Source organism: Deltaproteobacteria bacterium, assembly GCA_009930495.1.
Lineage (GTDB): Bacteria > Desulfobacterota > Desulfovibrionia > Desulfovibrionales > Desulfomicrobiaceae > Desulfomicrobium.
Genome location: RZYB01000003.1, coordinates 22,505 through 45,320, shown reverse-complemented (window position 1 = coordinate 45,320; position 22,816 = coordinate 22,505). Strand labels below are relative to the sequence as shown.

The 22,816-nt window shown below is 60.8% G+C and carries 20 protein-coding genes; 6 read left to right on the top strand and 14 right to left on the bottom strand.

Annotation, left to right across the window (positions count from 1 at the left end; genetic code table 11):
• Positions 1 to 75: 75 nt before the first annotated feature.
• The 3 genes from EOL86_00945 to EOL86_00935 form a co-directional block, all read right to left on the bottom strand.
• Positions 76 to 1,356, bottom strand: coding sequence for a radical SAM protein (locus tag EOL86_00945; GenBank protein NCD24147.1), 1,281 nt, complete (start codon positions 1,354 to 1,356; stop codon positions 76 to 78).
• 74 nt (positions 1,357 to 1,430) lie between these two features.
• Entirely contained in the window at positions 1,431 to 1,823 is a 393-nt protein-coding gene (locus tag EOL86_00940; protein NCD24146.1) for a 30S ribosomal protein S9, read from the bottom strand.
• Positions 1,824 to 1,841: 18 nt separating this feature from the next.
• Complete coding sequence (locus tag EOL86_00935) at positions 1,842 to 2,270, bottom strand: 50S ribosomal protein L13 (GenBank protein ID NCD24145.1); 429 nt, start codon at positions 2,268 to 2,270, stop codon at positions 1,842 to 1,844.
• A gap of 244 nt (positions 2,271 to 2,514) precedes the next feature.
• Between EOL86_00935 and EOL86_00930 the strand changes: the two genes are divergently transcribed.
• Positions 2,515 to 3,765 (top strand): HD domain-containing protein, encoded by a 1,251-nt coding sequence (locus EOL86_00930; protein NCD24144.1) that lies wholly within the window; start codon positions 2,515 to 2,517, stop codon positions 3,763 to 3,765.
• A 49-nt stretch (positions 3,766 to 3,814) separates the two neighbouring features.
• Entirely contained in the window at positions 3,815 to 4,291 is a 477-nt protein-coding gene (locus EOL86_00925; protein NCD24143.1) for a CBS domain-containing protein, read from the top strand.
• A gap of 55 nt (positions 4,292 to 4,346) precedes the next feature.
• Here the strand turns inward: EOL86_00925 and EOL86_00920 are convergent, their stop codons facing one another.
• A complete protein-coding gene (locus EOL86_00920; protein NCD24142.1) occupies positions 4,347 to 5,606 on the bottom strand; it encodes a HAMP domain-containing histidine kinase in 1,260 nt (419 codons plus the stop codon).
• A complete protein-coding gene (locus EOL86_00915; protein ID NCD24141.1) occupies positions 5,596 to 6,276 on the bottom strand; it encodes a response regulator transcription factor in 681 nt (226 codons plus the stop codon). The genes EOL86_00920 and EOL86_00915 overlap by 11 nt, the downstream gene beginning before the upstream one ends.
• Positions 6,277 to 6,372: 96 nt before the next feature.
• On the opposite strand from EOL86_00915, the gene EOL86_00910 reads away from it, so the two are divergent.
• From EOL86_00910 to EOL86_00895, 4 genes are all read left to right on the top strand, one after another.
• A complete protein-coding gene (locus EOL86_00910; protein ID NCD24140.1) occupies positions 6,373 to 8,298 on the top strand; it encodes an LTA synthase family protein in 1,926 nt (641 codons plus the stop codon).
• Positions 8,299 to 8,331: 33 nt separating this feature from the next.
• Entirely contained in the window at positions 8,332 to 9,984 is a 1,653-nt protein-coding gene (locus EOL86_00905; protein ID NCD24139.1) for a hypothetical protein, read from the top strand.
• 161 nt (positions 9,985 to 10,145) lie between these two features.
• Positions 10,146 to 11,003 carry a metallophosphoesterase gene (locus EOL86_00900; protein NCD24138.1) on the top strand — a complete coding sequence of 286 codons (858 nt, stop codon included), beginning with the start codon at positions 10,146 to 10,148 and terminating at the stop codon, positions 11,001 to 11,003.
• Between the two features lie 53 nt (positions 11,004 to 11,056).
• Positions 11,057 to 11,629, top strand: coding sequence for a protein tyrosine phosphatase (locus tag EOL86_00895; protein ID NCD24137.1), 573 nt, complete (start codon positions 11,057 to 11,059; stop codon positions 11,627 to 11,629).
• A 270-nt stretch (positions 11,630 to 11,899) separates the two neighbouring features.
• On the opposite strand, the gene EOL86_00890 is transcribed toward EOL86_00895, so the two are convergent.
• The 9 genes from EOL86_00890 to EOL86_00850 all read right to left on the bottom strand — a co-directional run bounded on the left by EOL86_00890 (position 11,900) and on the right by EOL86_00850 (position 22,793).
• Positions 11,900 to 13,114, bottom strand: coding sequence for an MFS transporter (locus tag EOL86_00890; GenBank protein NCD24136.1), 1,215 nt, complete (start codon positions 13,112 to 13,114; stop codon positions 11,900 to 11,902).
• A gap of 350 nt (positions 13,115 to 13,464) precedes the next feature.
• The gene (gene lon, locus EOL86_00885; protein NCD24135.1) at positions 13,465 to 15,876 is read right to left on the bottom strand and encodes an endopeptidase La; all 2,412 of its coding nucleotides are present in this window, start codon (positions 15,874 to 15,876) and stop codon (positions 13,465 to 13,467) included.
• A gap of 123 nt (positions 15,877 to 15,999) precedes the next feature.
• Complete coding sequence (radC, locus tag EOL86_00880) at positions 16,000 to 16,677, bottom strand: DNA repair protein RadC (protein ID NCD24134.1); 678 nt, start codon at positions 16,675 to 16,677, stop codon at positions 16,000 to 16,002.
• The gene (locus EOL86_00875; protein NCD24133.1) at positions 16,671 to 17,627 is read right to left on the bottom strand and encodes a DNA polymerase III subunit delta; all 957 of its coding nucleotides are present in this window, start codon (positions 17,625 to 17,627) and stop codon (positions 16,671 to 16,673) included. Before EOL86_00875 ends, radC begins: the two co-directional genes overlap by 7 nt.
• 7 nt (positions 17,628 to 17,634) lie before the next feature.
• Positions 17,635 to 18,204 (bottom strand): hypothetical protein, encoded by a 570-nt coding sequence (locus EOL86_00870; GenBank protein NCD24132.1) that lies wholly within the window; start codon positions 18,202 to 18,204, stop codon positions 17,635 to 17,637.
• Entirely contained in the window at positions 18,122 to 20,611 is a 2,490-nt protein-coding gene (locus EOL86_00865; protein NCD24131.1) for a leucine--tRNA ligase, read from the bottom strand. The genes EOL86_00870 and EOL86_00865 overlap by 83 nt, the downstream gene beginning before the upstream one ends.
• A gap of 35 nt (positions 20,612 to 20,646) precedes the next feature.
• Positions 20,647 to 21,081 carry a transcription antitermination factor NusB gene (gene nusB, locus EOL86_00860; protein NCD24130.1) on the bottom strand — a complete coding sequence of 145 codons (435 nt, stop codon included), beginning with the start codon at positions 21,079 to 21,081 and terminating at the stop codon, positions 20,647 to 20,649.
• 10 nt (positions 21,082 to 21,091) lie between these two features.
• Positions 21,092 to 21,562 (bottom strand): 6,7-dimethyl-8-ribityllumazine synthase, encoded by a 471-nt coding sequence (locus EOL86_00855; protein ID NCD24129.1) that lies wholly within the window; start codon positions 21,560 to 21,562, stop codon positions 21,092 to 21,094.
• A 13-nt stretch (positions 21,563 to 21,575) separates the two neighbouring features.
• Entirely contained in the window at positions 21,576 to 22,793 is a 1,218-nt protein-coding gene (locus tag EOL86_00850) for a bifunctional 3,4-dihydroxy-2-butanone-4-phosphate synthase/GTP cyclohydrolase II (protein ID NCD24128.1), read from the bottom strand.
• Between the last annotated feature and the right edge of the window lie 23 nt (positions 22,794 to 22,816).

Genomic DNA, 22,816 nt, shown 5'->3' with positions numbered 1-22,816 from the left:
TCCAACGTGAAGCACGGCGTGTTGTGGGTTGAAAGGGCGTTGTCCCGTCAACGCCCGGTCGGGTCGTTTGGCTGGCTAGCCCCACAACACGGGGCTGCCGTTGTCCAGATAGGGGTTGAAGTATCCGTACTCAATCCATGGGCAGGCTTTTTTGAGGCGCTTCATGAAGTTGTGCAAACCCATGGAGGGTTCCAGGGGGGTGCCCACGCAGCGCAGGTAAATTTCCGGGTCCAGGCTCAGGTTGCGCATTTGGATGAAGTCTGGCCTGGTCGTTTCGACCAGCGCGGTCAGGGCTCCAAGTTCGCTTTCGACATCGCTCACGCCCGGAGCGAAGAGATAGTTCAGGGAAACAAACAGACCATGGGCCTTGGCCGTGCGGATTGTTTCGAGGACATCGTCGAAGCAGTATCCATGCGGACGATAATATGCGGCATACACAGCGGCGCGGGCGCTGTTCAGGCTGACGCGGATGGAGTCCAGGCCGGCCTCGGCCAGCCCGGGGATGACAGTCGGAAGGCTGGCGTTGGTATTGATGTTGATCGTGCCTTGCCCGCCGGCGGCACGGAATTGGCGGATGGCCGTGCCGATGAGAAGGGCTTCGGTCAGGGGCTCGCCTTCGCAGCCCTGGCCAAAGGACAGAACGGGATTCTTGGCCCGCCTGGCGTGGAGGAGCATGACCTCGGTGATTTCTTCGGGCGTGGGGGTGAAATCGATCCGGTTTTGGGAGGCCGGAAAGCCTGAGTCGGCGGGTTGGTGTGAAATGCAGCCCAGACAGCGGGCATTGCAGGTTCTGGCCGTGGGCAGGGGACCCTCGTAGCGGCCCAGGGCCAGGTTTTTGGCCGCGGGGCAGCAGAAGGTCAGGGCGCAGCGGCTTAAGTGTTGAATGAGACGGTTTCCAGGGTAGCGCTTGAGCAGATCGTGGGCGCCCTTGGTGATGCGCTCCGGCGTGATGTGCGTGAAGACTTGGCGGCGGTCTTTGTCGACCTGCCTGGCCGCGACCCAGAAGCGGTCCTGGGCAAAACCAACAGCCCCATAGGCGAACAGCGGCAGGGCTGGCGCGCCCTCGCTGGTCAGGTAGGCGGCGGTGGCGGACAGGGTGTAGGCCGGGCAGACAAAGGCGGCCACGGCCTGCTCCTCCATGGCTTCGACCGATCCGGTTTGCGCGTCCAGTCCCAGGGCGTGTCGTCCAGGCAGGAGATAGAGATCGCTGCCTTCGGGCAAGGGGATGAGTTCGTCCGGCCGGGGCTGGGTCAGTTCGTGGCCTCGTCGGACGAGCATCAACAGCTCCGGATGGTCGTAGATATTGCCGCTTTCGTCCGCGAAAACGAGATAAGGATGAATTTTTTTGGCGGCCATGGGGTTCTCCCTAAAAAAGCAAGGCAGGGATGCACTCGCACCCCTGCCTTCGATGAATCGTCGTGACCAGCGGATTAACGCTTGGAGTACTGGTAGCGGGCGCGGGCGGCGCGCTGGCCGTACTTCTTTCTTTCCTTGACGCGGGAATCACGGGTCAGGAAGCCGGCGCGTTTGAGCACGCCACGCAGTTCCGGATCGAATTCCAGCAGGGCGCGGCTGATGCCGTGCCGCACGGCCTGGGCCTGGCCGGACAAGCCGCCGCCGGTGACCCGACAGGCGATGTTCAGTTTTTCCAGTGTTTTTGTCAGCTTGAGCGGCTGGCGGATGATCATCTGCAACGTGGCCCGGGGAAAATAATCACCCAGTTCACGGCCGTTGATGGTGATGCTCCCCGTGCCTTTGTACAATCTGGTCCGGGAAACGGACGTCTTTCTTTTGCCGGTACCATAGAAGAAATCTTGACTCATAATCCTCTCCATCCCTGATTAGATGTCCAGCACTTCAGGCTGCTGCGCCTGATGGGGGTGTTCCGCGCCGGGGTAAACCTTCAGTTTCGTGATCAGCTGGTAGCCCAGGGCGCTTTTGGGCAGCATGCCGCGAACAGCCTTGGTGATGACGTCCGAGGGTTTCTTGTTCAGCATTTCCTGCAGGGTGGTTTCCTTGAGGCCGCCGATATGGTGCGTATGCCGGTAATAGACCTTCTGGGCGAGTTTGTTGCCAGTCACCTTGATTTTGTCCGCGTTGATTACAATGATGAAGTCACCATTGTCCATGTGCGGGGCAAATTCTGCTTTGTGCTTGCCGCGAAGGCGGGAAGCAATTTCCGTGGCAAGCCGTCCCAGGACCTTGTCCTTGGCGTCGACAAGATACCATTTATGGGTCAATTCACTTGCTTTGGGACTGTACGTCTTCATTTTTGTGGCTCCTGCCTGATAAAACCCGTGTCGTCGCGGGCGCTCTCAACGTTGAAATCGGCGATAAGGCCCAATGATGGTTGCGCTTTTTCGCCGGAACCGCTACAACGTAACGAAACAATACTAGTGGGATAAGGAACGAAAGAGCTATCCGTCCTTGCTTTGCTTGTAAAGTTTTTTTCTGGAATTTTCGGAAAAAACATGACCGGCCGCGCGCGCTGCTGGCATTGATGGGGAGGTGTTCGTGGCCAGTATTCGCAAGGGGCTGTTGCAGCTAGTTTTTTCGGGAAGCTTCATGAAGCGTTGGAACGACAAGATGCGCCCCATGGAGCTTGTGGAGGTGGACAAGCAGGCGCACAAGATGATCGCTGCGTGGCTTCTTTTCGAGCTCAATTCCCGCGACTTGTCGCCGCGGGATAAATCCAGCCTGGGCGAGGAGATCGTCCGGGGAGGAATTTTCGATTATCTCTATCGCCTGGTCATCACGGATATCAAGCCGCCCATTTTTTATCAGATCAAGGCCAATCCCGCTCATTATCAAAAGCTCACGGCCTGGGTGCTTGAGCAGCTCCAGCCCCGGGTACAACCCCTGGGCAAGGATTTTTGGGATGGAATGTGTCGTCATTTCGAACTTCAGGCCCGTCGGGAGCAGCGGTTGGCCACCCGGATTCTGGACGCGGCCCATCTGTTCGCCTCGCGTTGGGAGTTTCATCTTATCCGGGGCATGAATACCTGGGACGAGGAGATGGACGACATCGAGGCCAATTTCCGGCATGGCCTGGAAGCGCATCTTGACTTGATCGGGGTGTCCCAGCTTTTGGAGGGGCCAACCACCCGTCTGGGAAAATTCGCCTATATGTGCGGCCAGTTGCGTTTTCAGAAGCGTTGGTCCCAGACGCCGCGCATTCCGGAGACCTCGGTTCTGGGGCACATGTTCATCGTGGCCTGTCTGGCTTATTTTTTCAGCCTCGCGGCCGGAGCCTGCCCGGTGCGGCGTCACAACAATTTTTTTGCCGGGCTCTTTCATGATATTCCGGAACTGTTGACGCGGGATATCATTTCCCCGGTCAAGAGTTCGGTCCAGGGCATCGGGGATTTGATTCGTGAATACGAGGCCCAGGAAGTGGAGCGACGTCTTTTTTCCATCCTGGACCGCTCCGTGTATACCAGCCTCATCGAGCGATTGAGCTATTTTTTGGGCATTGCCGTGGGCTCGGAGTTCGAATCCACGATCTTGCGGGATGGCGTTGCGCGTATTGTCAGCTGGGATCAGCTCCAAGGCGCGTACAACAAAGACGAATTCTGTCCCAAGGATGGACGGATGCTCAAGATTTGCGATCATTTGGCCGCGTTTCTGGAGGCATACACGGCCCTGTCCAACGGTATCACCAACGATCAGCTCCAACAGGCGCTGTGGCGGATTCGGACCAAATACCAGAACGAATCCCTGACCGAGGACCTGCATATTGGCGCCCTGCTCGCGGATTTTGATTGACGCGCGACCTCGGACATCCTGTCCGTTTTTTTTTACGAAGGAGGAAAGCATGCTGTTACGTAAACGAGCCTGGGATATCATGCGCGAGGATTTCGCTGCGGTGCGTGAAGACGCGAGCCTGTCCGAGGCCATCCGCGCCTTGAGCGCCAGCCGGGAAAAGCAGCCAGACAGTTCGTTTGTGCTGGTTTTTTCCAAAAGCGACCATTTTTTGGGAATCCTGTCCATGTGGAACCTTGTTCAGGGCATGGGCCCATGCCTGCTCAAGGGTGCTCTTGGGGATGGTCCCGATGTTGACTGGGACAAGGCCTTTGGTCTGGCCTGCCGTAACTGCGCCCAGGTCCGGATTTCGGAATGTCTGCAAACCGATGTGCCGGTGCTCAAGCCCAACGATCCCCTGGCCCGGGTTCTGGAGGTTTTTCTTGATTACCGGCGGGGACGGGCCGTGGTCGAGGAAGGCGGCCGCGTCATCGGCGTGGTCACTCTGGCCGATTTGTTCAAGGAGATCGCCGGCTCGCTTGATGCCTAGGTTGTGATCGGAGCCCTGGCCAGGGCTCCGATTTCCATCATGATTTGACACCGAATCAGGGGTGGCGTTGTTGCAAGGCGATTTTGAAGCAGCTTCCGCGCGGCGTCATGGCCGTGGCCGTGATGGTCCAGCCTTGGTGGGCGCAGATGCGTTGCACCAGGGACAGGCCCAGGCCCAGACCTTCGCCCCGTGTGTGGGAACCGCGCACGAAGGGGTCGAAGATCCGCTCCCGGTCTTCGTCCGGGATGCCGGGACCGCTGTCCTCGACGCGGAATCCGTCGCGTCCCAGCACCAAGCGGACCTGGCCACGGTCCGTGTAGTGCCAGGCGTTGCGGAGCAGGTTGGAAAGGACCGTGTTCAGGAAGGTCTGGTTGTAGCGGCCCGTGTCGGTCTCTTCCTCGATGATGGAAAACTCCAGGCCCTTGTCCCGGAAGCGCGTTTTCCAATGCAGGGCCTGGTCGCGCGCGGCCTGGAGCAGGGTGATCCGTTCCTCGGCCGCGTTTTCGCGTACTTGGGATCGGGCCAGGAGCAGGAAGGCCTGGATCAGGGTGCGCATGTCGCCGGTCGCGCTTTCGATGCGGCGAATCTGGGTTTGCTGGTCCGGCGTGAGGGAGGATTCCCGCAGCAGTTCGCAGGACGAGGCGATGACCATGAGCGGGGTGCGCAGTTCGTGGCTGACGTCGCTGGTGAAGAGGCGTTCCCGGTCCAGGGCCTGGCGGAGCTGGGCAAAGGCGGCGTCGAAGGTCGCGGCCAGGCGGCCGATTTCATCGTCGGCGAATTCCGGAGCCAGGGGAGCGCGGCGGTCCGCGCCCTGTACGCGGCGGGCCAGGCGCGTGACCGGCTCCATGACCCGCGCGGCCATGAATTCACCCAACGCCCACGATCCGGCCACGCACAGCAGGAATCCGGCCAGGGCCACATTGAACAATACATGTTCGCGGGCCTCGAACTCGCTTTGCTCCTGGATCAGGGCATGGCGGGTTTCCCCCACGTCGCGCAGGAAAACATAGACCGCCTCGCGCTCGTTGGCGATCTCGGTGAAGCCTTCAGGCAGTGCACGGAAACGGTCAGGAATGGGATGGTCCGTGGAATCGGAGGACAGGAGGCGGGTCCGGGCATCGAGACGCGGTGGGCGGCCGGCGGCCATGTCCTCCAGCGCGCTGGCGAGTTCTCCCTCCAGTTCCTTGGACACCAAGTGCTCCTCCACGAAGAGCACCGTGCCGTAGATGCCCCAGGAGAAGAGGCCGCTGACCAGGGCGGTCATGAGTACGAAGGCCAGGACGATGCGGCGGGCCAGGGGCAGCTTAGCGAGCATCGTCGTCCTCGGCCAGACGGTATCCGATGCCGTGCACGGTGTGCAGCAGGGGATGGCCAAAGGGTTTGTCCAGGACTTGGCGCAACTGGTGGACGTGGGTGCGCAGGCTGTCGCTGTCCGGGCAGTTTTCGCCCCACAGTTCGGCTTCCAGGGTTTCGCGGCGGACCACGGCCGGACTCTTGCGCATCAGGATTTCCAGCAATTTGAGGCCCAGGGGATTGAGCTTGAGGGACGCGCCGCCCCGTGTGACCCGCAGGGTGTCCAGGTCGTAGTGCAGATCGCTGACGCGCAGACCGCGCGCGTGCCCTCCGCCGCGCCGCAGCACGGCCAGGATGCGGGCGTGCAGCTCGGCCAGGGCGAAGGGTTTGACCAGATAGTCGTCGGCCCCGATGTCCAGGCCGTGCAAGCGGTCGTCCAGGGTGTCGCGGGCCGTGAGCATGATGATGGGGATCTCACTGCCCGCGTCCTCGCGCAGTCGTTTGCAGATCTGGTAGCCGTCGATGCTGGGCAGCATGACGTCGAGTACGATGAGGTCATGGCTTCCGGTCACGGCCAGGTGCAGGCCGCTCAGTCCGTCCTGGGCGCAGTCCACGACATGGCCCTTGAGGGTCAGATAGTCGGCCACGTTGGCCAGGATGTCCGGATTGTCCTCGATGATCAGAATGCGCACGGCGCCTCCTTGGCGTTTCACGAAATTTTCACATCCCCATGACGCGGGGCTGACGGACCGAGGGCTAGAGCGGGGGCTCATCACAAGGAGGAACCCATGTCCCTGTTCCGTCATGTTCTGGTCCGTTACCTGACCGCCCTTGGCCTGGTTTGGCTGGCCGCATTTTTCCTGACCCGTTGTGCTTTGCTTGTGGGCCATTTCGGCCAGATCGATCCCGGCCTTCTGGACGTGCTCCGCATCTTCGGCGTCGGCCTGATTTTCGACCTGGGTTTTCTGACCTACGCGGTCGCGTTCCTGGCCGCGCTGTTGATGCTCGCCCCGCGCCGCCTGTGGGCCGGCCGAAAGGTCGCGCTTCGCGTTCTGACCACGGCGGTGCTGTTCGTGATGTTTTTCACCGCCACGGCGGAGTGGTTGTTCTGGGATGAATTTTCCAGCCGATTCAACTTTATCGCCGTCGATTATCTGGTCTATTCGCACGAGGTGGTCAACAACATCCTGGAATCCTACCCGGTCTATCCGCTCCTGGCCCTGTTCGTGCTTTTGGCCATGGCCGGGGCCGTCCTGCTGCACCGGACCCTCGACCGTGTTCCGGATGCCGGACCTGTCCGGCGGCCCTGGCCGTTTTTGGCTGGGCTCGCCGCCCTGGCGCTTTTGGTCACGGCCGGGATCGATCAGGATTTTCCGCGCGGTCTCGGCGGCGATGTCCCCCAACGGGAGCTGGCCGGGAACGGGCCGTTTCGTTTCTTCGCCGCCTTCCGTAACAACGAGCTGGATTATGGGCAATTCTACGCCACAATGCCGGAGCGGGAGCTGGGCGAGCTGCTGCGCCGGGAAGTGGGCGAACCCAACGCGCGGTTCCTTAATGTGGACCCTCTGGATATTCGTCGTTCAATCGACAATCCCGGACAATTTAGTCCCCTCAATGTGGTGTTGGTCACGGTGGAAAGCCTGAGCGCCAAGTATCTGGGCAGCTTCGGGGATACCTGCGGCCTGACGCCCAACCTGGACCGGCTGCGGGCCGAGAGTCTGTTCTTCACCAACGTGTACGCCACCGGCACGCGCACCGATCGCGCGCTGGAGGCCATCACCCTGTCCCTGCCGCCGACACCGGGGCGTTCCATCGTCAAACGCCTGGGTCGCGAAAGCGGTTACGCCAGCCTGGGCCGCCAACTCGGGGCCAAGGGATACGACTGTGCGTTTTTGTACGGGGGACGTGGTTATTTTGATAATATGAACGCGTTTTTCAGTGGCAACGGGTACCGCATTGTCGATCAGAGCAGCGTTCCCGAAGAGGAGATTTCTTTCAAGAATGCCTGGGGCATGTGCGACGAGGATCTTTATTCTCAAACCTTGCGCCAGGCGGATGTCGACACCGCCGTGGGCAAGCCGTTTTTTTTCCATCTGATGACGACCTCCAATCACCGCCCTTTCACGTATCCCGAGGGCCGTATTGATGTCCCGTCCGGGTATGGCCGGGATGGCGCGGTCAAATACACGGATTTCGCCCTGGGCCGTTTTTTGGATCAGGCCCGGACCAAGCCCTGGTTTGATCGGACCATTTTCATCATCGTGGCTGACCATGACGCCAACAGCGCCGGCAAGGACGATCTGCCCGTGGCCAAATACCATATTCCGCTCCTGGTGTACGCACCCAGGCTGATCCCGGCCAGGGACGTGGACATCCTGGCCAGCCAGATTGATTTGGCTCCGACTCTGCTTGGTCTTTTGAACATGGATTATGAATCGACGTTCTTTGGCCGCAACGTGTTGCGCGAGGACGCGGCCCCTGGCCGGGCCTTGATTGGCAACTATCAGCATCTGGGGCTGTTCGACGGCCAAAGTCTCGCGATTTTGAGCCCCAGGCGGGGCCTTCGCCGCCACGACGACGCTCTGGGCCTGAGCGATGAGTCCGCAGCCAGTGTCTCCGACCCGTTGGTGCGGCGCGATATCGCCTATTACCAGGGTGCGAGTCACGGATTCCGGCACGGGTTGTTGCGGTGGCCCTCAGGGCGTGCGCGATGATGCGTGTCGGTCGTGGAACATGTCTTCGCAATCATGCCCGCGTCATGTGGAGAGTTCATGATTGACCGTTTGCTTCGTTCGTTCGTGGCTCTTGGCGGCATGTCCGGACTTCTGTTGCTGCTTGCCGTTGGGATTTTTGCCCATCGCGACCTGCTTGGCGTGGACATCATGGAGGCCCGCAATCTGATCACGGCCCGCGAAATGATCGACACGGGCCAGTGGTTCCTGCCGACCATGTTCGGCCAACCACGTCTGGCTAAACCGCCTTTGCCGACCTGGCTCACGGCCATGGCCATGCTGGGCGGCAACGCCGGACTGGACACGGATCTGGCCGTGAATCGCATCCCCTCGGCCTTGGCTGGATTGCTCCTGGCCGCGTCGCTTTTCGGCCTGACCAGGTTTTGGACCAAGAGCACGGAAGCTGCGGCCTGGGCCACGGCTTTTCTGGCCACAAGCTACATGTTCGTGCTCATGGCCCGCCGCAACAGTTGGGACATTTATTGCCACGCCTTCATGCTGGCCGCGATCTGGGCTCTGGCCGTTATCGCGGACTCGCCCGCGCCCCGAAAGCGGCTGGCCGTTGTCGCGGGCGTGCTCCTCGGGCTGTCGGGCCTGAGCAAGGGACCGGTGAGTTTTTACGCGCTGCTTGCGCCCTGGATCGTGGCCATGCTGGCCACGGGCGGGTGGCGGGGCATCCGGCTCCGCCTCAAGGATCTGGGGCTGGCGCTCGGCCTCGGCCTGGCGTTGTCCGTGGTCTGGCCGGTGGCGGCCTGGGTCGTGATGCCGGGCGCGTTCTCGGACATGGTGGCCGTCGAACAGGCCGCGTGGATGGTGGAACACACCAAGCCGTTCTGGTTCTATCTCCAGTTTCCGCTCATGACCGGCGTCTGGACGCTCATGGCCTGCGCCGCGCTGTGGCCCGGACACGCCCGGAGCCGGGTCGAGCCGTTTTTGCCCTATTGGCGTCCGGCTCTGTGGACCTTGATCTGCGTGGGCCTGCTCATGCTTGTGCCGGAAAAGAAGGACCGCTACCTGCTGCCGGTTCTGATTCCCTTGTGCCAGCTCATGGGCGTGTACCTGACCGGCCTGCTGCGTGATCCGGACGCGGGCGGGCGCGTGGGCCGTTTCGTGGTTTGGGTCAATGGCGCGGTTTTCGGATTGGTTTGTCTTGCCGCGCCCGTGGGGTTGTGGTGGCTGCGCGACCGCTTCACCCTGGACATTCCGACCCTGGGCGGGGTGTTCCTGGCCGGCGTGCTGGGCGCGGCGCTGCTGTATCGTCTGGTCCGCGCGGGCGATTGGCGTCTGCTTTTCGGATTTCAATTCCGACTGCTGGGGCTACTGACTTTCGGGTTGCCCGCCCTTGTCCATCCTCCGGCCGGGGACATGTCCGTTCCCCTGGCCAAGATCCGCGCCCTGACCGCCGGCGCGCTCGTGGTGCGCGACACGTCGCTCAAGTTTCAGGATTTTTGGGTGCTTGGCGGAAAACCGCTGCGTCTGGAAGCGTTTTCCGCTCTGGAGGGCTCCGCGCGGGTTTGCTTCGCGTCCCGCGAGGAACCTCCGGTCATTCCGGGCGCGTTGCGCGGGTATGTCGAATGCGAACGGCTCGACGTGTCCAATTTTTCCGGGAAGACACTCCATCTTACCGTGCTGCGGCGCGAGACAGCGGATCGGGGAGAGAAGAAATGAAGCATTTCCTGTGGGCCGCCCTCGGACGGCGGTTGTTGTGGAGCATGGTTGGGTTGTATGCGCTGGCTCTTGGCGTGCAAGTTTACGCCGTTGTCGCCACAAGTGCGGCCCGATCAAGCGTGCTGCCGGAGAATTTCGGCAATTTCTAGCACGTGCGAACGATGCTGCCCGCTTCCGATCCGGGAGCGCCATTCACTTTCGTCGTGGTCGGCGATCCCCGCAGCAAGGGGACGTTCGAGGCCCTGGCCGAGGACATCAACGCGGCCAAGCCGGATTTCGTGGTCATTCTCGGAGATTGGGTCGATGCGGGGTCCACGGACTGGCACGCCTATTACCGGCAGGAATGCCCGGAGTACGGCTTTACCTGTCCTGTCTTTTTCACGCCCGGCAATCATGATGTCGATCCCAAAAAATACGACCTGGACGCGTTCGCGCGCGACTACGGGCCGCGCAATTTTTCCTTTGTCCATGGCGATTGTCTGTTCGCCTTCATCAGTCATCTCGACAGGCGCTTTTCCAACCGCGAGTCCCTGGATTATCTGCGCTCCCTGGCGGGCCAGGACCTTGGAAAGTATCGCAGGCGTTTCGTGTTCATGCACATTCCTCCCTGGGTCTCGCCAGACATCAAGGAACGGCACACGACCGACGAGGCTGAACTGACGCGGATTTTCGAGGATCTGCATATTGACTACGCCGTGGCTGCGGATTTTCACGGCTACAACCAGACTTGGCTGCGCGGGGTGGAGTATCTCGTCACCGGTGGCGGCGGGGCGCACCTGCACGAATCGATGGGGAAGCAGTTTCACCACGCCGTGGCCCTGACCGTTGGGTCGGACATGGTCTCGGAGCGCATCCTGCCGGTGGCGGCGCGGTTCGATTTTGGCGACTGGCTGGAGTTGAATTCCGTGGTCCGCATTGGGCCGATGATGCTGGCGCATCCCGTGCTTTTTGCCGTGGGCAACGCGATCATGGCCCTGGCCGTGGCTGGATTGTTCAGGAAGCGAACCGGCGGGAGCTGAGGCGGCTTCGTCCCAGGAGCTGTTCCCGGGACGCGGCGCTCTGAAAAACAACGATGCGCTCATTTTTCTTCACCGCCGGTTTGAAATTTTTGCTCGGCTATCTTGGCGTCGTGATGCTGGTGATCGCCTTTGCCGTGTTCCTGAATATCTGGATAAACGGCAATTTCGCGGTGCTCACTCCGGGCGCGGTCTACCGATCCGGACAATTGCCCCCGACCAGGCTTGACCATGTTCTGCGCACCTACGCCATCCGCAGCGTATTGAATTTGCGAGGTCGATCATCCTCCAGGTGGTATGCGGAGGAAATCGAAGCGTGCGGAGCTGCTGGTGTTGAACACTATGATCGAAAATTGTCCGCCAGGAAGTTCGTGACGCCTTTCGATCTCGCGGAGATCATTGAACTCGTCCGGCTCGCTCCCAAGCCAATCCTGATCCACTGCGATGGCGGCGCGGACCGCACGGGCCTCGTCGCGGCCGCGTGGATGATCGCGGGGGAACATGCCGCGCCGCATCGTGCGGAACTGGAACTTTCCCTTTGGCGTGGCCATGCTCCATTTTTTATCTGGAAAAAGAGCGCCGCCATGGATAAAAGTTTCAGGCGCTTCATGAATTCCCAAAAACACTGACGCGTTATCTTCCGTTCAAGGACCGACAAGCTCGGAACGAGCGGAATCAGATATGCACCTTTTGCCCTGAGTTTGAAAACGGACACGATCAGTCCGTCCATAAACGCACGAAATGATGCAGCGGACCTCGCGGCGTTCCTCATGGTTCCCGCCCTCGGTTCATTCATTTCCACTGTCTGCGACACGATCCCTGTGTTTAAGGATACGAATATCCGGATCGAGGCGGTGTCTCTGGTTTGGCCGGCATCCCTTTCTTCCCCGCTAAGTGGATCAGTTTTCCGCCTCGCCCGTGATGTGTTTGCGCAACGTCACCGCGACCAGAACAGCCAGAAACGCCGCCACTCCGTCGAGCACGAAGGGCGCTCCAGGTCCGATGAGATCCCAGCACAATCCGGCGGCGATGCTTCCGGCCAGGGCCATGAACCCGACTCCCATGTGGAAGATGCCCATGGCCGTGCCCTTGCGGTCCTCGGGGATTTGGTCGCGGATGAGGGCGCGGTCGACGCCGTCGGTCAGCCCCATGAACAGGCCGTACACGGCAAAAAGCCACCACACGTCGCTCATGTCCGCCCAGGCCACGCCCAGATAGACGAAGCCATACAACGCCCAGCCGCAAAGGATCATTCGCCAGCGGCCCACGCGGTCGCTCAAGATGCCGAGCGGGTAGGCGCTGAGGGCATAGACAAGGTTGAAGAGCAGGTAGGCCATGATGGACTGGGTGTCGGAGAGGCCCAGGTTCTTGGCCCGCAGAATGAGGAACGTGTCCGAGGAGTTGGCGAAGGCGAAGACGAGGAGCGGGGCCAGGGTCATCCAGAACGCTTTTGGCAGGCTGACCCAGGCCTGGCCGGTGAATAGGTCGCGGGTCGAGGATTGCGCGCAGGCCGGGGCCTGTGCGGCTTCCTTCAGCCGGAAGGTCAGCCATACCGCCGCCAGTCCGGGCAGCGTGGCGACCAGGAAAACAATCCGGTAGTGGCCGGGGAGCAGGGCCAGCAGGATCGTGGCCAGAAGCACGCCGAGCATGGCCCCGGCCGTGTCCATCATGCGGTGGAAGCCGAAGGCCTGGCCGCCCTGGGATGCGTCCACGGCGTCGGCGATGAGGGCGTCCCGGGCCGTGGTGCGCAATCCTTTGCCGGTGCGGTCCACGGCCCGGGCCAGCAGGATTGTGGGCCAGGAAAAGGCCATGGCCATGAGCGGTTTGGACATGGCCCCGAGGCCATAGCCCCACCGGATATACGGTACGCGGCGCCCCAGTTTGTCGCAATGCCAGCCGGAAAGGCCTTTCATCAGACTGACGATGACCTCGGCCAGACCCTCGATGGTCCCCAGGATGGCCACCGGCGCGCCAAGCACCGAGGTCAGGAAGAGCGGCACCACCGGATAGATCATTTCCGAGGCCACATCGGTGAAGAAACTGACCCAGCCGAGGCGTTTGACCTCCTCGGGCAGGGCAGGGCGCGCCGTGAATGTATCGTGGAAGAAACCCATGCCATGCTCCGTAGGTTGGGGGCGGCCCAAAATAAAAAACCACGCAAAGCGTGGTCCAGACCACTGACAAGAGCCGGGCGGCCGTTGTCAGGACAGTACAGGTCTTTGACCTTGTCGAGGATGAAACGGAAATCGACGAATTTGGTGATTTTGCGAAGCAGGTGATCCTTCGGAACCAAGCGCTCGATGCAGACGAATTCGTATTTCAGTTGTTTGGATCCTGTGCTGCGTAGCCGCTTTCATAGCAAAACAACCGTCATTTGATGATGGTTTTGAGATGACTTTGGCAGCAGCCTGAACCCCGTCATCCTTGCTGGATGGCGGGGCTTCGCGTTTAGAGGCATTCCACGCTATTTCTGGACCCGGACTTCCGGCCAGATTTCGTCCACGCATTCCACTGTTTTGACCACGATGCGCTTGCGCAAGTCCTTGGGTATTTCGTCCAGGTCGTGGGCGTTCTTGGCCGGGATGAGCACCTTGCTCACGCCGTGGCTGACCGCGGCCAGGATTTTTTCCTTGATGCCGCCCACGGGCATGACCCGCCCGCGCAGGGTAATCTCGCCGGTCATGGCAATATCCGAGGCTATGGGCGTATTGGTGATGGCCGAGACCAGGGCCGTGTACAGGGTCACGCCAGCCGACGGCCCATCCTTGGGCGTGGCACCGGCCGGGACATGGATGTGGATGTCGTGGGTGTCGAAGAAATCGTCGGCGATGTTCAGGCTCGCGCTTTTGGTCCGGGCGAAGCTCAGGGCCGCCTGGGCGCTTTCCTTCATCACGTCGCCGAGCTTGCCGGTCAGCAGCAGTTTGCCCTTGCCCGGCAGCAGGCTGCACTCGATGTGCAGAATTTCCCCGCCGTACGGAGTCCAGGCCAGACCCAGAGCCACCCCCGGAGGCATGGTCTGCTCACGTTCCTCGTCCATGAACTTGGGTTGCCCCAAGAGCTTGACCAGGGCCGCGCTGGTCACCCGGAAGGGGCCTTTTTTGCCCTCGGCCACCTTGCGCGCGTACTTGCGACAGACCGAGCCAATTTCACGTTCAAGGTTGCGCAGGCCCGCTTCCCGCGTGTAACCACGGATAATTTCGGACAAGACCGCGTCGGACACGATCAGGTTTTCGTTGGTCAGACCGTTTTCCTTGATTTGACGGGTCAGCAGATAGCGTCGGGCAATGGTGATTTTTTCCTGTTCCGTGTAGCCGGGGATGCGGATGACCTCCATGCGGTCCAGCAGGGCCGAGGGGATGGTATCGAGCATGTTGGCCGTGCAGATGAACATGACCTTGGACAGGTCATAGGGCACGTTCAGGTAGTGGTCGGTGAAGGAATTGTTTTGTTCCGGATCAAGCACCTCCAAGAGGGCCGAGGACGGATCGCCCCGGAAGTCGCTGCCGAGCTTGTCGATTTCGTCGAGCATGATGACCGGGTTGATGGTCGCCGCGTCCTTCATGGACTGGATGATGCGACCGGGCATGGCTCCGATGTAGGTCCGGCGATGGCCCCGGATTTCCGCTTCGTCACGCATCCCGCCCAGGGACATGCGCACGAATTTGCGCCCCAGGGAGCGGGCGATGGATTTGCCCAGGGATGTCTTGCCCACGCCGGGAGGGCCGACAAAACACAGAATGGGGCCTTTCATGGACGGGTTCAGCTTGCGCACGCTCAGGTATTCGAGAATGCGTTCCTTGACCTTTTCCAGATTGTAGTGGTCCTCGTTGAGGATTTTGGCGGCTTCCTTGATGTCCAGGCGGTCCTTGGAGGTTTTTTTCCAGGGCAGGTCGATGATCCAGTCCAGATAGGTGCGCAGGACCGTGGCCTCGGAACTGTCCGGGTGCATGGATTCCAGGCGTGTCAGTTGCTTGTCGGCTTCCTTTTTGACTTTTTTGGGCAGGCCCAGGGAGTTGAGGGTGGAGCGCAGTTCCTCCATCTCCTCGCCCTCGCCACCCTTGTCGCCGAGTTCGCGACGGATGGCCTTTAATTGCTCGCGCAGGAAATACTCGCGTTGGGCCTTGTCCATGCCTTCCTTGGCCATGGACTGGATCTTGGCCTGCATGGAGGCCACTTCGACTTCCTTGACCAGCTGCGTGTTGACCAGATTCAGGCGTTCGATGGGGTCGTGGCTTTCCAGGATGCGTTGGGCCTCGGATGCCTTCATGCGCAGGTTGGAGGCCACCAAATCGGCCAGCCGGCCATGCTCGTTGACGGAATTGAGCACGTTCATGATTTCGGTGGAGTCGATGCCGCGCAGGCTCAGGATTTTTTCACTCTGTTCCTTGACCGTGCGCAACAACGCCTCCTCCTGGGGGCCGGGGTTTTCCATGACCAGCTCGTCGATGAGTTCGATGTCGACCGTGTCATAGGGCTCGTGCTGGACGAAGTTCGTGATCCGGGCCCGGGTCAGCCCCTGGACCAGAACTTTGAGACGGCCATCGGGCATTTTCAGCATGCGCATGATCATGGCCACCGTGCCAACCTGATAGAGGTCGTCCGGACCTGGATCGTCGACGCTTTCGTCTTTTTGGGTGCAGATCAGGATATACCGGTTGCTGTTCAAGGCCGCATCCACGGCCTGGACGCTTTTTTCACGCCCTACAAAAAGGGGCAGGATCATGTAATTGAAAACGACAATGTCCCGCACGGCCAGCAAGGGCAGGGTGGTCGGAATATCCGCTTCCTCCATGGCGCCCTCGGCACTGGCGTTTTCCGTCGGTTCGGTGGTCGGGGGGGTATTTTGCTCCGAAGCGGGCGTGTGTTCGTCGCTCATGGGTTTCTCCTCGTGATAGGGGGGGCGCGAATGGTCTGGATTCGCGAAAAGTGAGACAAGTATAAGTCGATTCAAGGGGCAGGCAAGGGAAAAAAGCGGTTTTTTCCCTCGACGAGGCGAAAATCAGAGCAAATTCAGGCTTCGGAAGCTGGAATAGGTCTCGCCCGTGACAATAAGATGGTCCAGCAGACGGATTCCAAGCTCTTTGGCGCCCCTGGAAACAGATTCAGTCAGATTTTTATCCTGAACGGAGGGCGTGGGATCGCCACCGGGGTGGTTGTGGACCAAAATCAGGCCGCTGGCCTTGTGGCGCAGGGTCAATTCGAGGATTTCGCGTGGGTAGGCCGCGGTTTGGTCCACCGTGCCGCTGAAAACACGTTCGAAATTGATCAAACGGTTTTGGTTGTCCACCAGAATGACCCAGAATTCTTCCTTGGCGAGGTGGCCAAGACGCGCGCAGACCATGCTCCGCACTTGTTCGGGAGAGGAAAATTTGACCTTGTCGCGGACGCAGTCCTGGGCGCGGCGGGCGTGACATTCCTGGAGCAAGCGCCAGAACATGGCCACGCCCTGGCCCAGACCCTGGACCTCGGTCAGGCGGTCCGGATCGGTCCGCAAAACCTCGTCCATGGAGCCGAACCGGGCCAGCAAGGCCTTGGCCATGGGCTTGGTGTCCTTGCGGGGGAGGGCGTGGGCCAGCAACAGTTCAAGGAGTTCGTAGTCGGCCAGGTCCTGGGGATTTTTGGCCAGCCGGGTCCGCAGGCGGGCGCGGTGGCCATCGTTGCCGGGCGGGTTCACCATAGACGCTGCACGTCGCGGATGAGAGCTTCCATGGCCTGGAACGGCTTGACGCGTCCGGTTTTGATATCGGTGTCGGCCTTGAGGGCCAGATCCCAAAAGCGACCGATGCGGGCCGGACCCAGTCGCTGGGCCAGCTTTTTCTTGTCCGCTTTCATGCCGGGAGGCAGGCTTACCTTGGAGTCCTCGCCGTGGGCCAGATGCCAGAGCTGGCGTGCTTCGCGCACGAGCAGGGCCGAGATGGGAAAGATCATGTCGCCGCTGGCCATGGCCGGGTCGTTGAGAACGCGGTCCCAGGCGACGCGGCGACCATTGGGGTGTTGCAGGCCGCGCAGGAAGGCGAAGATGTCGAATGCTTCTTCCTGGGTCAGGGCGTCCAGGTGGGACAGGGTGATGGTCGTGGCGTCGCCGGCCCGAAGAAGGATCTTGTCCAGCTCGTTGCGCAGGGCAATGGTCGCGAGCGGGAGAACCTCGCCCAGGTGTTTTTTGACCCCCGGTGCCAGGGCGCGGCCATTTTTGGCCGCGAACCGGTCCAATTCCTGTCCGATAGTGTTGCGGGACAGGCCCGGATGCTCCCAGATCCAGCCCTTGGACTGGGCCACGGCCCAGTATTTTCCCTTGGTGATGTGCTTGGCCACGGCCGGCTTGCCCGCCTTCCACTCGCCTTCCAGGCAAAACATGGGCCAGATGGACGAGCGGGCCATGGCCAGGATCGAAGACACCTTGGACCAGAACTCCTCGCCTTGCTCCTGGGCCCGGCGCAGGACCACGGCGGTGGGTGGAGCCATCATGGCCGGCACGGTCAAGGCCTGCCAGTATTCGGCCGGCAACTCCTCGTCACCCCAAAAAAATTTGGCCGCGAAGCCCCCAGAGTCGTGCAGGAGGTCTGCGACCCGGTCCTTGATCAGTTCCGTGTCCGCGCAGACAAGAAAGGAAAAGCCGTGCTTGGCCATGGTCGCGTCAGAAGTTTTGGCTCATGCGGTCCGCCACCATGCGCATGGCCAGCTCCACGGCCTTTTGGGTCGCGTCGCGTTTGGTCTTGGCGCCACGGAAGGATTCACTGGCCACGACCGGGCCAGAGGTCCAGATGAGGACGTTGGTGCGGGCGTTGTAGAAATTGACCGTCAGGTTGATGGTGGCCGCCGATTTGAGGGTCTGATCATCCTGACCGGTGAGGGCGGTCGACGAGCTGTAGGACGTGACCGCTACCGTGACCGTGGCCTCGGCGTGTTCCCGCTCCACCCACGTGACCTTGCCCCGGCGGGTGAATTCGTCACGCAGGGCGGTGCGCAACATGGGATCCATCCAGCTTTCGGTGGTCGGGTTGGTCACGTTTGTCAGGAAAAGCCTGGTGCTGTCCTCGGGCAGGACAATGGGTTCCTGGGCCGTGAGGTGGTAGCCACAGGCCGTGGCAAGGAGGGCGACCACAAGGATCGCCCCAAGAATCCTAGCGGACCACCACGTTGACCAGCTTGCCGGGGATGACAATGACTTTGACAATGGTTTTGCCCTCGATGTGCCGTTCGACATTTTGATCTCCCAAGGCCTTGGCCTGGATTGTCTCCGCGCTGGCATCGGCCGCGACGGTGATCTGCCCGCGCAGTTTGCCGTTGACCTGCACGACCACCGTCACCTCGCTGGTTTTGAGCGCTTCCGGGTCATGGGCCGGCCAGGGTTCCGTGGCCAGGCTCCGGTCATAGCCCATGCGCGCCCACAGTTCCTCGCAGATGTGCGGGGCAATGGGGGACAGAGCCACCAGCAGGGAGGAAATGGCCGAGGACAGGAGCCGTCGGCCGTTTTCGGTGCCGCGCAGGTCATCCTTGGCGGTGTACAGGGCGTTGACCAATTCCATCATGGCCGCGATGGCCGTGTTGAACTGGAATTTGTTTTCAATGTCGCGTTCCACACGACGGACGGTGTCGTGTTCCTTGCGCCGCAGGTCGGCCTCGGCCTCGCTCAAGATCCCTTCAACCGTGGCGCACGGGCCAACCGGGAGCAATGCGTTTTCCAGTTCGTCCACCAGACGCCAGAGGCGGTTCAGAAAGCGGCTGGCCCCCTCGATGCCCTTGTCGTTCCATTCCAGATCCTTTTCCGGAGGCGCGGCAAAGAGGCAGAACAGACGGACGGTGTCGGCCCCGTATTTGCCGATCATTTCGTCCGGATCGACCACGTTGCCCTTGGATTTGGACATTTTGGAGCCGTCCAAAAGAACCATGCCCTGGGTCAGCAGGTTTTGGAATGGTTCGTCGAAGCCCAGATAGCCTTCGTCGCGCAGGGCCTTGACGAAGAAGCGCGAGTACAACAGGTGCAAAATAGCGTGTTCGATGCCGCCAATGTATTGATCGACCGGCATCCAGTAGTCCGTGTCCGCGGGGGAAAAGGCCGCGTCTTCATTGCGTGCCGCGGTGTACCGGCAGAAATACCAGGACGATTCGACAAAGGTGTCCATGGTGTCGGTCTCGCGCCGGGCCGGCTTGCCGCAGATCGGGCAGGCCACGTTGACGAAGGACTCGCAGGCCGGCAGGGGCGAGCGGCCGTCCGGATTGACCTGGACGTCCAGGGGGAGCTCCACCGGAAGCTGCGACTCCGGAACCGGGACAATGCCACAGTCGTCGCAGTAAATGACCGGGATGGGCGCGCCCCAGTACCGCTGGCGGGAAATGTTCCAATCCCGCAGGCGGTAGTTGACAGTGGGTTTGCCCAGACCTTTGGTCCCGAGCATGTCCACGATGGCCTTTTTGGCCGGTTCGGAATCCATGCCGTCGAATTCGGCGGAGTTGGTCATGACGCCGGCCTGGGTGTAGGCCTCGGTCATGGTTGCCGGGTCCAGGTGTCCCTCTTTGGGGGAGATGACCACGATTTTGGGCAGATTGTACTTGGCCGCGAATTCAAAATCGCGCTGGTCGTGGGCGGGAACAGCCATGACCGCGCCCGTGCCGTAGCCCATGAGCACGAAATTGGCGACATAGATGGGCATTTCCCGGCCCGTGACCGGGTTGAGGCAGTAGCGGCCCGTGAACACGCCTTCCTTTTCCAGGTCCTCGGCCGTGCGCACGATGCGGTCCATTTTGGCGATGCGATCGACAAAGGCCATGACCTCGGTTTCCTGGCCAGTACCGGCGATAAGCGTGGACACCAGCGGATGTTCCGGGGCCAGACTCATGAAGGTCGCGCCGTAAATGGTGTCGGGGCGGGTGGTGAAGACCGAAATTTTTTCGTCCAGCTCCTTGACGGCGAAGGACAATTCCGCGCCCACGCTCTTGCCAATCCAGTTGCGCTGCATGGTCAGGACGCGTTCCGGCCAGCCTCCGGACAGCTTGTCCAGATCCGCCAGAAGCTCCTCGGCGTAGTCGGTGATGCGCAGGAACCACTGGGACAGTTCCTTTTGCTGGACTTCGGAATCGCAACGCCAGCACAGACCGTCCTCGACCTGTTCGTTGGCCAGAACCGTGTGACAGCTTGGGCACCAGTTGACCGGAGCTTTTTTGCGGTAGACCAGCCCTTTTTTGAGGAATTTGAGGAAAAATTCCTGCTCGAAGCGGTAGTATTTGGGGTGACAGGTCGCGATTTCCCGGTCCCAGTCGTAGGAATAGCCCAGGCGCTTGAGCTGGCTGCGCATGTAGGCGATGTTTTCATAGGTCCATTTGGCAGGGTGGGTGTTGTGCTTGATGGCCGCGTTTTCGGCCGGCAGGCCAAAGGCGTCCCAGCCCATGGGATGGAAGACGTTGAATCCGCGCATCCGTTTGTACCGGGCCACCACGTCGCCGATGGAGTAATTTCGCACGTGGCCCATGTGGATGCGTCCGGACGGATACGGAAACATTTCCAGGACATAGTATTTGTCCTTGTCCTTGGCCGGATCGGTTCGAAAACAGGCCTGATCCACCCAGGCTTGTTGCCATTTTTCCTCGATATGCTTGAAATCGTAGTGCGCCATGCTGTCCTCGCGTGGTGTGCCCGGAATGTCGGGGGTTAGGCTTCGTTTCGTTCCGCGTCCTTGGCAGCCGCGTCCAGGACGCCGTTGACAAAGGTCTTGGAGTTGTCGTCCCCGAAATCCTTGGCTAATTCTATGGCTTCGTTCATGGCCACCTTGAAGGGGATGTCCGGGCAAAAAAGCATTTCGTAGAGGGATAGCCGCAAAATGGTCAGTTCGACCTTGGCGATGCGGTTCAGTTTCCAGTGTTGGGAGTGTTTGGTGATGATGGCGTCGAGGTTGTCGTAGTTGTTGAACACCCCTTCGGCCAGGGCCCAGGCGAAGGAGTCCCTGGGCTCCACGTCGAATTCTTCCTCGGACCAGAAGTTGTCGAAGGATGTCGCCAACAGATCCTTCGACATGCTTTTGGTGAAGTTGAGGGAATAAATGACCTGAAAGGCGAAACGGCGTTGGTGCCGGCGATTTTGATTCACGGACGGGCCTCTATATCTGCTGCAGGACGCGCATGGTTTCCAAGGCAGCGGCGGCCGCCTCGACACCCTTGTTGCCGCCCTTGCTGCCGGCGCGTTCGATGGCTTGTTCCAGGGAATCCGTGGTCAGCAGACCAAAGCCGATGGGGACGCCCGTTTCCAGGGAGACATGGGCAATGCCCTTGGTCGCCTCGGCGCAGACATAGTCGAAATGCGGGGTGGCTCCGCGAATGACGGCGCCCAGACAGATGATGACATCGGCCTGGCCGGATTTGGCGACCTTGCTGGCCACAAGTGGCAGTTCAAAGGCCCCGGGCACGCGGATGAGGGTCATGTTGGCCCGGTCCGCGCCGTGACGGACAAGGTAGTCCACGGCGCCGCCCACCAGTCGGTCCACGACAAAGTCGTTGAAACGGCTGGCAATGATGGTGAATTTCAGATCCTGGGCCTGAAGGAGGCCTTCGATGGTTTTGATGTGCGGCATGACGTGTCCTCGGCTATTTGTCCGACTCGGCATCCAGGTGCAGCAGATGTCCGAGCTTGGCGAATTTGGTGTGCAGATAACATTTGTTTTCGTCGCAGGCCGGGATTTCGATGGGCACCCGTTCCTCGACCTTGAGACCGTAGCCTTCCAAACCAATGATTTTTTTGGGATTGTTGGTCATGAGACGCATCCGCTTCACGCCCAGGTCAACCAGTATCTGCGCGCCCAGACCATAGTCACGCAGGTCCGGGGCAAAGCCCAGTTCCAGGTTGGCCTCCACCGTGTCCCGGCCTTCGTCCTGAAGATGGTAGGCCTTGATTTTGTTGCCCAGGCCAATACCCCGGCCCTCCTGGCGCATGTACAGAATGACGCCTTCGCCCTCGCGATCGATCATCTGCATGGCCCGCTGCAGCTGGCTGCCGCAGTCGCAGCGCATGGACCCGAACACGTCGCCGGTCAGGCATTCGCTGTGCACGCGCACCAGGACGGGTTTGTCCTCGGAAAATTCGCCCTTGACGAGCGCGATGTGGGTGTGGGTGTCGATGTCGTTTTCGTAGGCGATGATGGTGAACTCGCCATAGCAGGTCGGCATGCGCGCCTCGGCCACGCGTCGAACCAGGGAATCCTTGCGCGAGCGGTAGGCGATGAGATCGGCGATGGTCGCGATCTTCATGTCGTGCTCCTCGGCGAATTTGCGCAGTTCGGGCATGCGGGACATGGTGCCGTCGTCGTTCATGATTTCGCAAATCACGGCCGCGCCCTTGAGACCCGCCAGCCTGGACAGATCCACGGAACCCTCGGTTTGTCCGGCGCGGACCAATACCCCGCCGGGCTTGGCCCGCAGGGGGAAGATGTGTCCGGGCGTGGCGATATCCTCGGGCGTGGTCGCATCGGCCACGGCTGTCTGGATGGTCAGGGCCCGGTCATGGGCGGATATGCCCGTGGTCACGCCTTGTTTGGCCTCGATGGACACTGTGAAATTGGTGCCGAACTTGGACGTGTTGCGTTTGGCCATGAGCGGCAGTTGGAGCTTGTCGACCAGGGCCGGTTCCAGGGCCAGACAGATCAGGCCCCGGCCGTATTTGGCCATGAAATTGATGGCCTCGGGCGTGACCTTTTCGGCGGCAATGGTCAAATCGCCTTCGTTCTCGCGGTCTTCGTCATCCACCAGGATGATCATCCGACCTTCCTTTATTTCCTTGATGGCCTCTTCGGCCGTGCATTTGGGCATGAGTTCCTCGCGTGTTCGGATTC

Coding starts and splice junctions, on each gene's coding strand:
- EOL86_00900 (NCD24138.1), top strand. CDS start 10,146: ATGCTGCCCGCTTCCGATCCGGGAGCGCCATTCACTTTCGTCGTGGTC.
- EOL86_00850 (NCD24128.1), bottom strand. CDS start 22,793: ATGCCCAAATGCACGGCCGAAGAGGCCATCAAGGAAATAAAGGAAGGT.
- EOL86_00920 (NCD24142.1), bottom strand. CDS start 5,606: ATGCTCGCTAAGCTGCCCCTGGCCCGCCGCATCGTCCTGGCCTTCGTA.
- EOL86_00935 (NCD24145.1), bottom strand. CDS start 2,270: ATGAAGACGTACAGTCCCAAAGCAAGTGAATTGACCCATAAATGGTAT.
- EOL86_00910 (NCD24140.1), top strand. CDS start 6,373: ATGTCCCTGTTCCGTCATGTTCTGGTCCGTTACCTGACCGCCCTTGGC.
- EOL86_00895 (NCD24137.1), top strand. CDS start 11,057: ATGCGCTCATTTTTCTTCACCGCCGGTTTGAAATTTTTGCTCGGCTAT.
- EOL86_00925 (NCD24143.1), top strand. CDS start 3,815: ATGCTGTTACGTAAACGAGCCTGGGATATCATGCGCGAGGATTTCGCT.
- EOL86_00855 (NCD24129.1), bottom strand. CDS start 21,562: ATGCCGCACATCAAAACCATCGAAGGCCTCCTTCAGGCCCAGGATCTG.
- EOL86_00905 (NCD24139.1), top strand. CDS start 8,332: ATGCCCGCGTCATGTGGAGAGTTCATGATTGACCGTTTGCTTCGTTCG.
- EOL86_00940 (NCD24146.1), bottom strand. CDS start 1,823: ATGAGTCAAGATTTCTTCTATGGTACCGGCAAAAGAAAGACGTCCGTT.
- EOL86_00870 (NCD24132.1), bottom strand. CDS start 18,204: ATGTCGAACGGCACATCGAGGGCAAAACCATTGTCAAAGTCATTGTCA.
- EOL86_00875 (NCD24133.1), bottom strand. CDS start 17,627: ATGGCCAAGCACGGCTTTTCCTTTCTTGTCTGCGCGGACACGGAACTG.
- EOL86_00865 (NCD24131.1), bottom strand. CDS start 20,611: ATGGCGCACTACGATTTCAAGCATATCGAGGAAAAATGGCAACAAGCC.
- radC (NCD24134.1), bottom strand. CDS start 16,677: ATGGTGAACCCGCCCGGCAACGATGGCCACCGCGCCCGCCTGCGGACC.
- EOL86_00945 (NCD24147.1), bottom strand. CDS start 1,356: ATGGCCGCCAAAAAAATTCATCCTTATCTCGTTTTCGCGGACGAAAGC.
- EOL86_00890 (NCD24136.1), bottom strand. CDS start 13,114: ATGGGTTTCTTCCACGATACATTCACGGCGCGCCCTGCCCTGCCCGAG.
- lon (NCD24135.1), bottom strand. CDS start 15,876: ATGAGCGACGAACACACGCCCGCTTCGGAGCAAAATACCCCCCCGACC.